We start from the raw sequence: 13,516 nt of genomic DNA on the forward strand, positions 1-13,516 counted from the left end.
CTGGTGCGCGTGACGCACCCCTCGCCCTCCCCACTCGACGCCGACGCCCGCTCCCTGCTCGAGGCCGTCACGGCGATCTCGAGCGACCTCGACCTCGCCAGCGTGCTGACGCGGATCGTCGAGGCGGCGACCGCGCTGACCGGTGCGAGGTACGGCGCACTGGGCGTGCTGGGCAGCGACGGCGAGCTGGTCGAGTTCGTCACGACCGGTGTCGACGAGCGGACCCGCTCGCTCATCGGCGACCTGCCCAGAGGACGCGGCATCCTCGGCGTCATCATCGAGGACCCGTCCGGCCTGCGACTCGCCGACCTGAGCGCCCATCCCTCGTCGGTGGGGTTCCCGCCCAACCACCCGCCGATGAGGTCGTTCCTCGGCATGCCGGTGCGGATCCGGGGTACCGTCTTCGGCAACCTCTACCTGACCGAGAAGGCCGGCGGAGGCCCGTTCACTGAGGCCGACGAGCAGCTCGTCGAGGAGCTGGCCCGCACGGCGGGCTACGTCATCAGCAACGCGCGCTCGTTCGCGCTGAGCGAGCGGCGGCGGCAGTGGCTCGAGGCGTCGGCCGAGCTCGCCGAGCTGCTCCAGCCGCCGGTCGACCTCGACGAGGTGCTCCCCCTGATCGTCTCCACGGCGCGCCAGGTCGCCCACGCGCGGGCCGTGGCGCTCTGGTCCTCGCTCGGTCCCGAGCACGACACGCTCAGCGTCGCCCCGGACCTCGCCGCGGACGACGCCCGGGTTGCCGCCCTCCTCGCCGACGCGCGCCCCGGTCTCGAGGCGGGCGGCGGGGCGGTGGTGGTGACGACCTCCGGTGGTGACGACCTCCCCCTCGTCGTCGTACCGCTGAGGTCGCACCTCGCGCCGGTCTCCGCGCTGGTCGCCGTGGCCCAGCCCGGGTCGGGCCTGCTCGACGTCGAGGAGCGCGACCTCTTCGCCGGGTTCGCCGACCAGCTGGCGCTCTCCCTCGACCGCACCCAGGCGCTGGCCGACCGCCAGGAGCTGGCGCTCATCTCGGACCGCGAGCGGATCGCGCGCGACCTGCACGACATCGTGATCCAGCGGCTCTTCGCGACGGGCCTGCAGCTGCAGGGCGTCGCGGCGATGACCGGCGGCAGCGCTCTCGCGGAGCGCCTCGACAAGGCGGTGGCAGACCTCGACGACACGATCAAGGCGATCCGCGGCACGATCTTCGAGCTCCAGGACCGCCGCGGCGACTCGCTCCGCGCCGCGATCCGCAAGCTCGTCAAGGAGTACGTCCCGGTGCTGGGGTTCACGCCGGTCGTGCGCACCTCCGGGCCGGTGGACACCGCCGTCCCGCCCGCACTGGGCGCCCAGCTGCTCGCGGTGCTCCGGGAGGCCGTGTCCAACGTCGCCCGCCACGCCCTCGCCGACGGCGCCGAGGTCGACGTCGGGGTGGTGGGCGACCGCCTCGAGCTGCGGGTGGCCGACGACGGCGTCGGCATGCCGGACGAGGTCTCCGAGAGCGGCCTGCGCAACGCGCGCCGACGCGCCGACGACCTCGGCGGGACGCTCGAGGTCTCCCGCGTCGGCGAGCGGGGCACCGTGCTCGTGTGGCGGGTCCCGCTGCACTGAGCCCGGCGGGGGCGGCCAGTCAGGGGGCGGACACGCCAGAGGACCCGGCGCCGGGAGGGCGCCGGGTCCGGTGAGGGCCTGGTGTCATCGCAGGACGGGGTACTTCCGTACCAGTCCGGTGCGGTTCCACCAGTGACCCAGCCCCCACGTGGTGCCGGCAGCGCCGAGGGCGAGGACGACCATCACGATCACGCCGATGAGGTGGTCATCGACGACCGGGTTGTTCTCCAGCGGGAGCACGGCGGCGTACATGAAGGCGTACATGAGAGCGCCGGCTGCGGTGCCGATCCGCATCCCGACCCCCAGCAGGAGGGTCACGCCGATGCCGAGCAGGCCGATCATGAAGAGCCAGTCGACCCACGCCTGACCGGCGAGCGAGGTGAAGAAGGAGTGGAAGGGGTTGTCCACGGGGACACCGAAGGTGAGGAACCCCTCGGTCGGGCTGCCTCCGTTGAGCCAGGCGGCGTCCTGGGCCATGAAGTCGATCCCGGCGCGGGAGCCGTCCTCGGCGTACTGCGCTCCGGTGCTGAAGCCCAGGGCGAAGGTCTTGTCGAGGAAAGCCCACAGGAAGGTGAATCCGAAGGCGATCCGCAGGGTGGCGAGGGCGCGGGTGAAGCCGGGGCGGGCGACTTCCTCGGTCTCCGAGGTGGTGACGCCCTCGGCGCTGATGTGGTGCTGGCGGTGGATGACGTTCATCGTCATCTCCTCCTCGGTGAGTGGGGTTTCTGGGTCACCACCAGAGTCCCGCGGCCACGCTGGCGGCAGCAGGGTCGCCGGTCACCGCGTCGCCGGGACCTAGGTCCCTAACCCGAGGGACGGCTCAGCGAGACGCCCCGCCGAGGAGCTTGGAGGCCAGCACGGCCGCCTGCGTGCGCCGCTCGAGCCCGAGCTTGGCGAGGATGCTCGAGACGTAGTTCTTCACCGTCTTCTCGGCGAGGAACATCTGCTCGGCGATCTGCCGGTTGGTCAGGCCCTCGGCGATGTGGCCCAGCAGGATCCGCTCCTGGTCGGTGAGCGCTGCCAGCTCGTCCGGCGTCTCGGGACCGTTGCGGATCCGCTCCAGCACGGTCGCGGTCATCGCGGGGTCGATGAGGGAACGACCGGACGCGACGTGGCGCACCGCGGTGACCAGGTCGGAGCTGCGGATCTCCTTGAGCACGTAGCCCGACGCCCCGGCCATGATCGCGGCGAACAGCGCCTCGTCGTCGTCGTACGACGTCAGGATGAGCGCGTTGATCGAGGGGTCGACCGCCCGGACGGCACGGCAGACCTCGATGCCCGAGCCGTCCGGCAGCCGCGCGTCGAGCACGGCGACGTCGGGGCGCATGGCGGGGATGCGGGCGGTGGCCTCGGTCGCCGTCGCGGACTGACCGACGACGACGATGTCCTCCTGCTGCTCGAGCAGGAACTTCAGGCCCTCACGCACGACGTCGTGGTCGTCGAGGAGGTAGACGCGGATCGGGTCGGCCATGAGGGCCATTCCACCAGACGCGAGCCCGAATGCGCCGCATCCGGCAGGGATCAGCCCAGGTCGAGGTACATCACGTGCAGGCCGACCCGGCCGTGCTGCGCGCTCTCGAAGGCCCCGGGCACCGTTCCGACGATCGCGAATCCGAGGTCCTGCCACAGCCGGACCGCGGCGGTGTTGGTCTCGACGACCGCGTTGAACTGGATGCCGGCGAACCCCTGCTCGCGGTGCCAGGCGACCATGTCGTCGGCCAGGCGCCGACCGACGCCGCGACCCCGTGCACCCGCGTCGACCATGAACGACGCCGTGCCGACGTGGGCGCCACGGCCCGGGCGGTTGGGCCCCATCTTGGCGGAGCCGAGGACGCGGCCCTCCTCCTCGAGGACGGTCACCCGGCTGCCGTCGAACCACCAGCCGCGGGCCTGGTCCGAGGTCGCACCGAGCGGGTAGGCGTAGGTCTCGCCCGCCTCGACGATGTCGCGCCAGAAGGGCCAGATCGCCGGCCAGTCAGCCTCGGTCGCCGCCCTGATCCCCATCTCGTGCTCCTGTCCGTCCGACCGGTCTGGAGCAGTCTCCCGACCCCGCCTCGGCAGGCGCACACTGGGGGTGACCAGCCGAGAGGGAGGCACCCCATGTCACTCACGCACCGCCCGGTCGCGATGATGATGCCGGTCACCGACGTCGACCGCGCCCGCACCTTCTACACCGAGTCCCTGGGGCTCGACTACACCGGGACCAACGACGAGGGCAGCGCCCTCTACGCCCTGGACGGCGGCTCCACGCTCGTGCTGCTCCCCCGTCCCGAGAGCCGTCCGTCGGAGAGCACCGCGATGAGCTTCGAGGTCGACGACATCACGGGCGAGATCGGCGACCTCGAGCGGCGCGGCGTCGTCTTCGAGGACTACGACCTGCCGGACCTCACGACCGTCGACCACGTGTGCGTGATGGGCGCCGAGAAGGCGGCGTGGTTCAAGGACCCGGACGGCAACATGCTCTGCCTGCATCAAGAGAACTAGAGAACTAGACGTCGGTCGCGCCGTCGATGGACTGGCGGACGAGGTCCGCGTGACCGGCGTGGCGGGCGTACTCCTCGACCATGTGGACCAGCACCCAGCGCAGGGTGGCGGTCTCGCCCTTCTCGGGCGGTCGCGGGCGCGCGACGACCCGGCCGAGGTCAGGGTCCTCGGCCAGGGCGGCGTCGAGGCATGCATCGGAGCGCTCGATCGCCGCGACGAGCAGGGCGTCGAGCTCGGTGTGGGACCGACCGGCGGCCATGTGCCAGTCCCAGTCGGCGTCGTCGGCCCACGGGGCGGTGTCCCACGGCGGCGACGGGTCGTGGGCGGCGAGGTTGTAGGAGAGCCAGTAGTCCTCCACGAACGCGAGGTGCGCGAGCATCCCGCCCAGGGTGAGGTCGCTCGGCGGCAGCGGCTGGTCGAGCTGCGCGTCGGTCAGCCCGCTCGCCTGCAGCCGGATGGTCGCGCGGTAGTGGTCGAGGAACGAGCGGAGCATCCCGACCTCGTCGTTGCGGTAGGTCGGCTCGGGCCGCGCGATCGTCATGGCGGGGACGCTATCGAGGCGCCGAGCGGCCCCGCCATCGAGTTACGCGACCGTCGGACGGACCGGGTGGGTCAGAGGGTCGGACCCTCGCCGCGCAGCTTGTCGACCTCCGCCATGGCGTCGCGCAGCTGGCCGAGCCACTCGTCGGCGTGCTGCCCGACCAGGCGCACCGACCACGCGAGGGCGTCGGAGCGCGACCGGGCGACGCCGGCGTCGACCAGGGTGTCGAGCACGCGACGCTCGGGCTGACGCAGCCGGGTCATCACCGGCGCGGCGACATGGGTGAACAGCGCCTCGGTGTCGCCGAGCCGCACCCCCCACGACACCTTGCGCTCGTAGCGCGCCTGGGCCTCGCGGGCGATCTCGATGCGCTCGGCCCTGGTCTCGGAGCGGAAGCGGCCGATGCGGCCCTCGGCCTCGGCTGCGCTGACGTCGTCGGCCGAGCTGTCCACCACCAAGGTGCCGACGACCAGGATCTCCTCACGGTCGACGGTGACGTCGACCGCGCTGAACCATGCCTCGGGCAGGCGCCCGTGGAACCACTCGGACGCGTCGGAGGCGTCCGGCAGGTCGGCGACCTGCCACCCGCCGCGGCGACCGCGACGGCTCTCATCTGTTTTCATGTATTACATGATTACACCGCAACACAAACGGCGCCAGATATCGTCGCCCCGTGTTCTCCACGCCATGCCCCTGCGGGACCGGCGAGACGTACGACGCCTGCTGCGGACCGCTGCTCGCCAACGTCGCGCAGGCCACCTCGCCGGAGCGGCTCATGCGCTCGCGCTACACCGCCTTCGTCACCGGGGACGCCGACCACCTCTTCCGCACCTGGCACCCGCGCACCCGGCCCGACGACGTACGCCCGGACCCCGCCACCCGCTGGACCGGGCTCCGGGTACTGGCCGCGGAGGGCGACACCGTCGAGTTCGTCGCGACCTGGGAGGGCGGGGAGATGCACGAGGTCAGCAGGTTCGAGCAACGTGCCGGCCGGTGGTGCTACGTCGACGCCACGTGAGCGAACAGGCCTGCGTCAGCTGACCGCGTCGGTCCAGCGCTCCCCGACGCTCTCGAGGTGGCCGTGCCCCGCGGTTGCGGCCGCGACCGCCGCACCCACCCGGCCCACCTCGTCGGGCGCCGCCGCGAGCAGCAGCCGCACGCGGGCGTCGTACGCCACGTCGAGGACGACGACGCCGCGTGAGCGCAGCTCCCCCTCCACCCGGCCGGCGTCGGCGTGGTCGAGCTCCAGGGCGAGCTCGGTGAGCAGCGTGCGACGCAGCAGGCCGGCCTGTGCCACGGCCGCGCGCACCGCGTCGCCGTAGGCGCGCACCAGGCCGCCGGCACCGAGCAGGGTGCCGCCGAACCAGCGGGTGACGACGGCGGCCACGTCGCTCACCCCGGCGCCGCGCAGGACGTCCAGCATCGGTGCACCCGCGGTGCCCGCAGGCTCACCGTCGTCGGACGAGCGCTGGACCGCCCCGTCCGGGCCCAGCACGAAGGCCGAGCAGTGGTGCCGGGCGTCCGCGTGCTCACGGCGGAGCGCGGCGACGAGGGCGCGGGCGTCCTCCTCGGTCTCGACCCGCCGCAGCGTGCACAGGAAGCGGGAGCCGCGGTCCTCGACCTCGGCGGTGGCGTCGCGGGCGATGGTGAGGTAGGACGTCACGCCGGTCGCTGCGACTCGGCTGGGTCCTCGGCCGGTTCCTCGGCTGCGTCGTCCGCTGGACGCTCCGCCGGACCGGGGTCCCACTGGACCATCACCTTCTCGAAGCCCTTGTGCCGCTGCATGCGGGCATAGAGGGCGTAGGCCTCACGGTCGGCCACGGTCAGCTGGACGTTGTCGGTGAAGGGCGTGAGCAGCGCCCGCGGCCACAGTCGTCGCGCCAGTACCACGTTGACCTCGGTGGCCAGCACGGCCATGACGGCGCCGATCCACAGGAAGCCGATCAGGCCGAGGACGAGCCCGAAGGTCTTGGTCATCGAGGACGTGTTGACCAGCACGCGGTCGACGTACGCCGCGCCGCCGATCTGCAGCAGCTGCCACAGGACGGCGAGCGTGAAACCGCCCGGCGCCGCCCGCCAGAAGGAGTGCTGGCCGGTGGCGGCGAAGCGGAAGAGGTAGGTCAGCCCGGTGCCGACCACCAGCACCGTCAGGACCGGGAGCAGCGCCTTGAGGCCGCCGCCGATCAGCTCGGTGAAGACGTCCGTCGTGGTCGCGATCGTCGAGACCACCGTCACCGCGAGCAGGGAGAGGCCCGCGGTGAGGAGCAGCAGCAGGGTCTTGACGCGCGCGTAGAACGGGTTGGGGCGGCTGTTGCGCGGCACCGACCACGCCACGTGCTGCGTGTTCTGCAGGGCCTGGCCGAGGCCCATCGCTCCGTAGAGGGCTGCGAGCGCACCGATGACCACACCACCGACCGACCCCTGGAGCCCGTCGGGACGGCCGAGCTCGTCGCCGATGATGGGGAACTGCGCCAGGGCCGAGTTGAGGATGCTCTCCTGCCACTGGGGCTCACCCCGCAGGAACAGGCCCAGGATCGAGGTGCCGAGCAGCATCAGCGGGAAGATCGCGATGAAGGCGTAGTAGGCCAGCGCAGCCGCGAGGTAGGGGCCCTGGTCGTCGAAGTACTTGTAGACGACGGCGATCGGGAAGCCGAGCACCCGGTGCCGCCGCTGGAACCCGTCGACTGCCGAGACCGCTCCCACGAGGTGGAGGCTACCGTCACCACCAGCCGAGCAGCTGGCCGCCGAGCCGGACGACGAACCCGGCGACGACGACGAGGAAGAACACGCGCACGAAGCGGGCGCCGCGCGCCATCGCTGTCCGGGCGCCGACGTAGCCGCCCGTCACGTTGGCGGCGGCCATCACCAGGGCGAGGTCCCAGATGACCGCGCCCTGCGGGATGAAGACGGCGAGCGCGGCCAGGTTGGTCGCCCAGTTGGCGAGCTTGGCCTTGGCGGAGGCCTCGAGGAAGTTGTAGCCGAGCAGGCCCACCAGCGCGAAGACGAAGAACGATCCCGTCCCCGGCCCGATCGCACCGTCGTAGAAGCCGATCGCCAGCCCGGTGACCACGACGGCGCTGAGGTGCTGACCGCCCTGGAACCGCAGGTTGGTGAGCTCGCCGACGCTCGGCTTGAACCACACGTAGGCACCGACGAGCACCAGCACGACCAGGATGATCGGGTCGAAGGCGCTGCGCGGCAGCATCGAGGCGACGAGGGCGCCGCCGGCCGAACCCAGCCCTGCGGCGACCATCAGCGGCAGGAACGTGCGGGGGTCGGGACGGATGCGCCGGACGTACGTCGCCGCGCTGATCGAGGTGCCGCAGAACGAGGAGAGCTTGTTGGTCGCCGCGATCTGCACCACCGACGCACCCGGCAGGCCGAGCAGCAGGGCCGGCAGCTGGATCAGGCCGCCGCCACCGACCACCGCGTCGACGAAGCCCGCGGCCAGCGCGGCCAGCACCAGGAAGAGGATGACCTCGACGGAGAGGTCACCCATGTCGGGGCCCCACGTCAGCTGGAGGTCGTGTCTCGGCCGTACTCCTGCACCACGACCGCGTCGTAGTCCTCGGGCATGGTGGCGCTGAGGCCGGGGCAGACGAACTGCTGCGACTGGTCGGGGAGCATCTTGCGGGCCGAGCAGTTGACCGTCGCCAGCTCGGAGCCGTCTGCGGAGAACACCATCTCGAACAGCGCGGCCCGCTCCTCGTCGGAGGTGTTCTTGATCGTGCCCTTGACCTCCGGGGTGACCACCTCCTCCATGCTGACCGAGCGCTCGATCGCCGTGAGCTCCCAGCCGTCCTCGACGGCGAAGCCGTTCCACGTGAAGGCCTTGCCGACCTCCACCTCGACCGGATCGGTGCTCGCGCCGTCGCCGCCGTCGTCGCCGCAGGCGCCGAGCGCACCGAGGCAGGCGAGGACGACCAGCGCGGTCGCGGCACGCCTCACGCCGGGGCGCCTCACGAGGCGGCCACGAAGGTGAGCAGGTCCTGCCGGGTCAGCACGCCGATGGGCTTGCCGTCCTCGTGGACCAGCACGGCGTCGGCCTTCTCGAGCAGGTGCACGGCGTCGGCCGCGGCCTCGGTCGAGCCGATCGTCGGCAGGGCCGGCGACATGTGGTCCTCGACCTGGTCGGTCAGCTTCGCGGTGCCGGCGAAGAGGGCGTCCAGCAGCGTGCGCTCGGACACCGACCCCGCGACCTCCGCCGCCACGATCGGGGGCTCGGCGCGGACGACGGGCATCTGGCTGACGCCGTACTCCTGCAGGATGTGGACGGCCTCGGCGATCGTCTCGCCCGGGTGGGTGTGGACCAGGTCGGGCAGCTGGCCCGACTTGCCGCGCAGCACCTCGCCGACGGTGCGGTGGTCGGCCTGTGCGCCGGTGGCGAAGCCGTACTGTCCGAGCCAGTCGTCGTTGAAGACCTTGGTCAGGTAGCCGCGACCGGAGTCGGGGAGCAGGACGACGATCACGGCGTCGGTGCGTCCCTCGGCGGCCAGCTCGTGGGCGACCTGGCGGGCGGCGAAGGCGGCCATGCCCGCGGAGCCGCCGACCAGCATGGCCTCCTCGCGCGCGAGACGGCGCGTGAAGGCGAAGGAGTCGGCGTCGGAGACCTCGATGACGCGGTCGGCCACGCCCCGGTCGTAGGTCTCGGGCCAGAAGTCCTCACCGACGCCCTCGACGAGGTAGGGCCGACCGGTGCCCCCGGAGTAGACCGAGCCGGCCGGGTCGGCGCCGATGACCTGGATGTCAGGGTTCTGTTCCTTGAGGTAGCGCCCGACCCCGCTGATCGTGCCGCCGGTGCCCATACCGGTGACGAAGTGGGTGATCTTCCCCTCCGTCTGCTCCCAGATCTCCGGACCGGTGGTCTCGTAGTGGGAACGGGGGTTGTGCGGGTTGGAGTACTGGTCGGGCTTCCAGGCGCCGGGCTGCTTGGAGAGCCGGTCGCTCACGTTGTAGTAGGAGTCGGGGTGCTCCGGCGCGACGGCGGTCGGGCAGACCACGACCTCGGCGCCGTAGGCCTTGAGCACGTTGCGCTTGTCCTCGCTGACCTTGTCGGGGCACACGAAGATGCAGGAATAGCCCTTCTGCTGGGCCACCATCGCGAGCCCGACGCCGGTGTTGCCGGAGGTCGGCTCGACGATCGTGCCGCCGGGCTGCAGCTCGCCCGAGGCCTCGGCGGCCTCGATCATCCGCGACGCGATGCGGTCCTTCACCGAGCCGCCGGGGTTGAGGTACTCCACCTTCGCCAGGACCAGCGGGCCGTCGGCGTCGCCGCCTGCGTCGGCTCCGGGGAGGTCGAGGGTCCGGCTGAGCCGGACGAGCGGGGTGTTGCCGATCAGGTCGAGGAGCGAGTTCACGTACTGCACCCGGCCAATCTAGCCGTCTACTCGTCCGTAGCCGTCACTGCCGGTTGCGTAGCATCGGGGCCGTGGGGGCAACTGGAGCAGCACGCAAGCTGGCATCGGCCGCCGCCCTGGGCGGCGGCGGACTCTCCGTGCTCGGCGCCGGGCTCTACGGGGTCCTGGTCGCCGAGGCGAAGATCGCGCGGCGGCTGATCGGCAACGCGACCGACGTACCTCCGCAGGCGACGGGCTGGTACGGCCGCGGCCGGCCGGGCCCGGCCATCCGGATCGCCCTGCTCGGCGACTCCTCCGCGGCCGGCTACGGCGTCGACCGCGTCGAGGACACCACCGGCGCCCACCTCGCCACCGGGGTCGCGGCCCAGGCCGACCGTCGCGTGCACCTGCGCTCGTTCGCGGTCGTCGGCGCCCAGTCCAGCGCGCTGGCCGAGCAGGTCGACGCCGCCCTCGGCACCCACCCCGACCTCGCTGTCGTCCTCATCGGCGCCAACGACGTCACCCACACCGTGCTGCCGTCGGCGTCGGTCCGACACCTCGCCGAGGGCGTACGACGCCTGCGCGAGGAGGGCATCGCGGTGGTCGTCGGCACCTGCCCCGACCTCGGCACGATCCGGCCCATCCCCCAGCCGCTCAAGCAGGTGGCGCGCGAGTGGTCGCGCCGGCTCGCGGCCGCGCAGACCATCACCGTCGTGGAGAACGGCGGCCGGTCGGTGTCCGTCGGCGACATCCTCGGCCCGGAGTTCGACGCCGCCCCCGCCCTGCTGTTCGGTCCTGACCGCTTCCACCCGTCCGCCGACGGCTACAAGCAGCTCTCGTCGGTGCTCATCCCCTCCTGCCTCGCAGCCCTCGACCTCCTGCCCGCCGACGAGGCCGTCCCGGAGCCGCGCCGCCGCGAGGGCATCCTCCCGGTCGCGGCCGCGGCCGTGCGCGCCGCCCGTACGCCCGGCACCGAGGTCGACGGCACCGAGGTCGGCGGCACCCAGCGCGGCCTCCGCGGACGCTGGGTCGAGCTGCGCCACCGTCGCCGCCGTCCCTCCACCGACGCCGAGTCGCCCGGTGAGCACGAGGAGACCGGCGACGACGCCCCCGCCTCGGCCTCCACCCCCGTCGGCGGTGAGTGACGCAGGTTCTGCCCGCCCAGAACCTGCCTGGCTCACCGCTGGCACCTGCTTGGCACCACTGCCTTGAAATGCCGGCGGCCCGCGCGAGCTGAGCTCGAGCGGGCCGGCGGGGTGGTGCGGTGTGGCAGGTGGGTCAGTCGCCACGCATGATCGCGAGGATCCGCAGCAGGTTGGTGTAGATCCAGACCAGGCTGACGGTCAGGCCGAAGGCCGCGCGCCACGACTCGCGCTCGGGGAGGCCGGCAGCAACGCCGTTCTCCACGAAGTCGAAGTCGAGGATCAGCATGAACACACCGAGCACGAGGCCGGCCAGGGCGAAGAGGAAGCCGATCGGGCCGTTGCCGTAGAGCGGCGACTGGATGCCGAAGAGGCTGAGCACCAGCGACAGCAGGCCGAGGCCCACCATGCCGAACATGCCGGCAATGACGCCGCGACGGAACTTGTCGCCGACCTTGATGTTGAGGAACTTGTAGGCCGCGAGGGTGCCGGCGAAGGCGGCGAACGTGCCGAGGACGGCACTCATCACGATGCCGGGGTACTGGGCCTCGAACAGCGCGCTGATCGCGCCGAGCGCCACACCCTCGGCGAGGGCGAACGCCATCACCAGGGCCGGGCTGATCATCCGCTTGAACGAGTTCACCAGCGACAGCAGGAACGCGCCGCCGGCACCGAGCATCGCCAGCATGCCGACCTGTCCCAGGTCGGCGTTGTCGGTGACGTCACCGATCCACCACCACGTGGCGAAGGCCGCGGCGAAGACGAGGGCGACCGAGATGGCGGTCTTCTGGACGACCGAGTCGACCGTCATCCGGCCCTGGTCCACCTGCCCGGGCGTGCCGGTGCCCCACTGCGAGGGGTCGGTGCCGGTGTCGCCGTAGCCGGGGTAGGACGAGCCACCAGCGGCGTAGGTCTGGTTGCCGTAGGAGTTGGAAGAGGCTCGGTTGAACTCCTCGGAACGGGCAAAGACAGGGTTGTTGCTTCTCATGGTCTCTCCTTGGAGGCCGCCTCCGGAACCTCCGGAGGGTCGACGCCGTCAGTGACGGCGCCCGGGTGCGTCACCTCACTCTAGCCGGGGTGACACCACTTCAAACGTGGGCCGGCGGCGCGCTGTTCCCGTCACAGCAACTTCTCAGGATGTACGCAGCGGATGGCCCGCGCCCGCTGGGGAACCAGACGCATGCCGATCCGACCGATCAGGCTGCAGCTCGTTCCCCACGCGCTCGGTGCCCCGGCTGGGGTTCGAACCCAGACTGTGCGGTTTTTAAGACCGCTTCCTCTACCGGTTGGGATACCGGGGCGGTGACCTGCGAGCAGGTCAGAGGTAGGTCTTCCGAGCGTAGACGGCGTGCGCCCCGGCCGCGCGGTCGAGGAAGAGCAGCCCGTCGCAGTGGTCGATCTCGTGCTGCAGCGCGCGCGCCTCGAACGCCTCGGTCTCGAGCTCGACCTCCTCGCCGGTGCCGGGCAGCTGGCCGCGTACGACGATCCGGCTGGGGCGCTTGACGTCGCCGGTGAAGTCGGGGACCGACATGCACCCCTCGCGCGCCTTCTCGTTGCGGCTGCCGGAGACGACCTCGGCGTTGCAGAGCACGAAGGTGCCGTGGTGCCCGCGGGTCTTGGGGTGCTCGGACACGTCGACGCAGAACACCTTGGCGCCCACGCCGACCTGGGGCGCGGCCAGGCCGACGCACCCGGGCGAGACCCGCATCGTGGCGACGAGGTCGGCGGCGAGGCGTACGACGTCGGGCGAGGTCGGGTCGACCGTCTCGCCGACGGCGGAGAGCACGGCCGCGGGCGCGCGGACGACCTCGCGCTGCTCCCCGGTCACGCCGAGGTCGGTCTCGGTCCACTCCAGGACCCGGGTGTTGACGGCCATGACGGTGGCGCTCAGAGCTCGTCGGTGTCGGCCGGGCGGAGCGTGACGCCCACACCGAGGTCGGCGGCGACGCGTGCCAGCTCGTCCTCGACGGCGGCCGCGTCGGCGTCCGCCGGCAGGTCGACCTCGGCGACGAGCAGGTAGAGGTCACCGGCGAGCCGGGTGGTGAGGTCGGTGATGTTGCCGCCGACACCGGCGATGACGGCGACGACGGCCGACACGATCCCGGGACGGTCCCCGCCGTGGACCGACAGCACCCACGAGGTCCCGGCGCCGGCCTCCGCGTGCTCGGCGGGGACCTCCCGGACGGTCACGGTGAGGCTGCCGTCCGCGGTGAGGGGCGCCAGGGCCTGCTCGATCTCGGCGTCGGGCGCCGCGCCCTCGCACACGAGCATCATCGCGAAGTGACCGCGCAGCAGGGTCATCGTCGAGTCCTCGAGGTTGAGGCCCAGTCCGGCGAGCTTGTCGGTGGTCTCGGCGATGATGCCGGGACGGTCGTGGCCGAGGACGGTGATGGCATGGAGGGTCACCCCGCCATTGTGGCAGC

17 protein-coding genes and 1 tRNA gene are annotated in these 13,516 nt (G+C 72.0%); 4 read left to right on the top strand and 14 right to left on the bottom strand.

Translation table 11 applies throughout. The annotated features are described in order from the left end of the window. Positions 1-9 precede the first annotated feature (9 nt). Positions 10-1,590, top strand: coding sequence for a GAF domain-containing protein (locus ACNKF0_RS17475; RefSeq protein WP_416954140.1), 1,581 nt, complete (start codon positions 10-12; stop codon positions 1,588-1,590). Positions 1,591-1,674: 84 nt separating this feature from the next. Here the strand turns inward: ACNKF0_RS17475 and ACNKF0_RS17480 are convergent, their stop codons facing one another. From ACNKF0_RS17480 to ACNKF0_RS17490, 3 genes are all read right to left on the bottom strand, one after another. Beyond that, positions 1,675-2,286, bottom strand: a complete 612-nt coding sequence (locus tag ACNKF0_RS17480) for a hypothetical protein (protein ID WP_299925566.1) — start codon at positions 2,284-2,286, stop codon at positions 1,675-1,677. Between the two features lie 124 nt (positions 2,287-2,410). Then, positions 2,411-3,061 carry a response regulator gene (locus tag ACNKF0_RS17485; protein ID WP_299925569.1) on the bottom strand — a complete coding sequence of 217 codons (651 nt, stop codon included), beginning with the start codon at positions 3,059-3,061 and terminating at the stop codon, positions 2,411-2,413. Positions 3,062-3,111: 50 nt separating this feature from the next. Continuing rightward, the gene (locus ACNKF0_RS17490; protein WP_299925573.1) at positions 3,112-3,594 is read right to left on the bottom strand and encodes a GNAT family N-acetyltransferase; all 483 of its coding nucleotides are present in this window, start codon (positions 3,592-3,594) and stop codon (positions 3,112-3,114) included. 96 nt (positions 3,595-3,690) lie between these two features. Between ACNKF0_RS17490 and ACNKF0_RS17495 the strand changes: the two genes are divergently transcribed. Continuing rightward, positions 3,691-4,074: a VOC family protein gene (locus ACNKF0_RS17495; RefSeq protein ID WP_416954141.1), complete on the top strand. Its 384-nt coding sequence runs from the start codon at positions 3,691-3,693 to the stop codon at positions 4,072-4,074. 4 nt (positions 4,075-4,078) lie between these two features. Here the strand turns inward: ACNKF0_RS17495 and ACNKF0_RS17500 are convergent, their stop codons facing one another. Together ACNKF0_RS17500 and ACNKF0_RS17505 are read right to left on the bottom strand one after the other, a co-directional pair. Then, complete coding sequence (locus tag ACNKF0_RS17500) at positions 4,079-4,615, bottom strand: DinB family protein (RefSeq protein WP_416954142.1); 537 nt, start codon at positions 4,613-4,615, stop codon at positions 4,079-4,081. 71 nt (positions 4,616-4,686) lie between these two features. After that, the gene (locus tag ACNKF0_RS17505) at positions 4,687-5,238 is read right to left on the bottom strand and encodes a hypothetical protein (RefSeq protein WP_416954143.1); all 552 of its coding nucleotides are present in this window, start codon (positions 5,236-5,238) and stop codon (positions 4,687-4,689) included. Positions 5,239-5,288: 50 nt separating this feature from the next. Here ACNKF0_RS17505 and ACNKF0_RS17510 point away from each other — a divergent pair, with 50 nt between their 5' ends. Continuing rightward, complete coding sequence (locus ACNKF0_RS17510) at positions 5,289-5,633, top strand: YchJ family protein (protein ID WP_416954144.1); 345 nt, start codon at positions 5,289-5,291, stop codon at positions 5,631-5,633. 15 nt (positions 5,634-5,648) lie between these two features. On the opposite strand, the gene ACNKF0_RS17515 is transcribed toward ACNKF0_RS17510, so the two are convergent. From ACNKF0_RS17515 to ACNKF0_RS17535, 5 genes are read right to left on the bottom strand one after another with little or no spacing between them, the layout of a single operon-like run. Then, the gene (locus tag ACNKF0_RS17515; RefSeq protein ID WP_416954145.1) at positions 5,649-6,278 is read right to left on the bottom strand and encodes a YigZ family protein; all 630 of its coding nucleotides are present in this window, start codon (positions 6,276-6,278) and stop codon (positions 5,649-5,651) included. Continuing rightward, entirely contained in the window at positions 6,275-7,318 is a 1,044-nt protein-coding gene (locus ACNKF0_RS17520; RefSeq protein WP_416954146.1) for a YihY/virulence factor BrkB family protein, read from the bottom strand. The genes ACNKF0_RS17515 and ACNKF0_RS17520 overlap by 4 nt, the downstream gene beginning before the upstream one ends. A 16-nt stretch (positions 7,319-7,334) precedes the next feature. Further along, the gene (locus ACNKF0_RS17525; protein ID WP_416954147.1) at positions 7,335-8,114 is read right to left on the bottom strand and encodes a TSUP family transporter; all 780 of its coding nucleotides are present in this window, start codon (positions 8,112-8,114) and stop codon (positions 7,335-7,337) included. A gap of 14 nt (positions 8,115-8,128) precedes the next feature. Next, a complete protein-coding gene (locus tag ACNKF0_RS17530; RefSeq protein WP_416954148.1) occupies positions 8,129-8,563 on the bottom strand; it encodes a hypothetical protein in 435 nt (144 codons plus the stop codon). 11 nt (positions 8,564-8,574) lie between these two features. Next, complete coding sequence (locus tag ACNKF0_RS17535; RefSeq protein ID WP_416954149.1) at positions 8,575-9,981, bottom strand: cystathionine beta-synthase; 1,407 nt, start codon at positions 9,979-9,981, stop codon at positions 8,575-8,577. 62 nt (positions 9,982-10,043) lie between these two features. On the opposite strand from ACNKF0_RS17535, the gene ACNKF0_RS17540 reads away from it, so the two are divergent. Further along, the gene (locus ACNKF0_RS17540) at positions 10,044-11,096 is read left to right on the top strand and encodes an SGNH/GDSL hydrolase family protein (protein WP_416954150.1); all 1,053 of its coding nucleotides are present in this window, start codon (positions 10,044-10,046) and stop codon (positions 11,094-11,096) included. A gap of 133 nt (positions 11,097-11,229) precedes the next feature. On the opposite strand, the gene ACNKF0_RS17545 is transcribed toward ACNKF0_RS17540, so the two are convergent. The 4 genes from ACNKF0_RS17545 to ACNKF0_RS17560 all read right to left on the bottom strand — a co-directional run bounded on the left by ACNKF0_RS17545 (position 11,230) and on the right by ACNKF0_RS17560 (position 13,499). Continuing rightward, a complete protein-coding gene (locus ACNKF0_RS17545) occupies positions 11,230-12,081 on the bottom strand; it encodes a Bax inhibitor-1/YccA family membrane protein (protein ID WP_416954151.1) in 852 nt (283 codons plus the stop codon). A gap of 239 nt (positions 12,082-12,320) precedes the next feature. Next, positions 12,321-12,394, bottom strand: a tRNA-Leu gene (locus ACNKF0_RS17550). 17 nt (positions 12,395-12,411) lie between these two features. Continuing rightward, entirely contained in the window at positions 12,412-12,969 is a 558-nt protein-coding gene (gene def / locus ACNKF0_RS17555; RefSeq protein ID WP_416954152.1) for a peptide deformylase, read from the bottom strand. Positions 12,970-12,980: 11 nt separating this feature from the next. Continuing rightward, complete coding sequence (locus ACNKF0_RS17560; RefSeq protein ID WP_416954153.1) at positions 12,981-13,499, bottom strand: glycine cleavage system protein R; 519 nt, start codon at positions 13,497-13,499, stop codon at positions 12,981-12,983. Positions 13,500-13,516: the final 17 nt, after the last annotated feature.

Source organism: Nocardioides sp. T5, from assembly GCF_048161455.1.
GTDB lineage: Bacteria > Actinomycetota > Actinomycetes > Propionibacteriales > Nocardioidaceae > Nocardioides.

What these genes read in the sequence shown, in the direction of transcription:
- ACNKF0_RS17485 (WP_299925569.1), bottom strand. Translation starts at nt 3,061, where the DNA reads ATGGCCGACCCGATCCGCGTCTACCTCCTCGACGACCACGACGTCGTG.
- def (WP_416954152.1), bottom strand. Translation starts at nt 12,969, where the DNA reads ATGGCCGTCAACACCCGGGTCCTGGAGTGGACCGAGACCGACCTCGGC.
- ACNKF0_RS17525 (WP_416954147.1), bottom strand. Translation starts at nt 8,114, where the DNA reads ATGGGTGACCTCTCCGTCGAGGTCATCCTCTTCCTGGTGCTGGCCGCG.
- ACNKF0_RS17480 (WP_299925566.1), bottom strand. Translation starts at nt 2,286, where the DNA reads ATGAACGTCATCCACCGCCAGCACCACATCAGCGCCGAGGGCGTCACC.
- ACNKF0_RS17490 (WP_299925573.1), bottom strand. Translation starts at nt 3,594, where the DNA reads ATGGGGATCAGGGCGGCGACCGAGGCTGACTGGCCGGCGATCTGGCCC.
- ACNKF0_RS17495 (WP_416954141.1), top strand. Translation starts at nt 3,691, where the DNA reads ATGTCACTCACGCACCGCCCGGTCGCGATGATGATGCCGGTCACCGAC.
- ACNKF0_RS17500 (WP_416954142.1), bottom strand. Translation starts at nt 4,615, where the DNA reads ATGACGATCGCGCGGCCCGAGCCGACCTACCGCAACGACGAGGTCGGG.
- ACNKF0_RS17545 (WP_416954151.1), bottom strand. Translation starts at nt 12,081, where the DNA reads ATGAGAAGCAACAACCCTGTCTTTGCCCGTTCCGAGGAGTTCAACCGA.
- ACNKF0_RS17505 (WP_416954143.1), bottom strand. Translation starts at nt 5,238, where the DNA reads ATGAAAACAGATGAGAGCCGTCGCGGTCGCCGCGGCGGGTGGCAGGTC.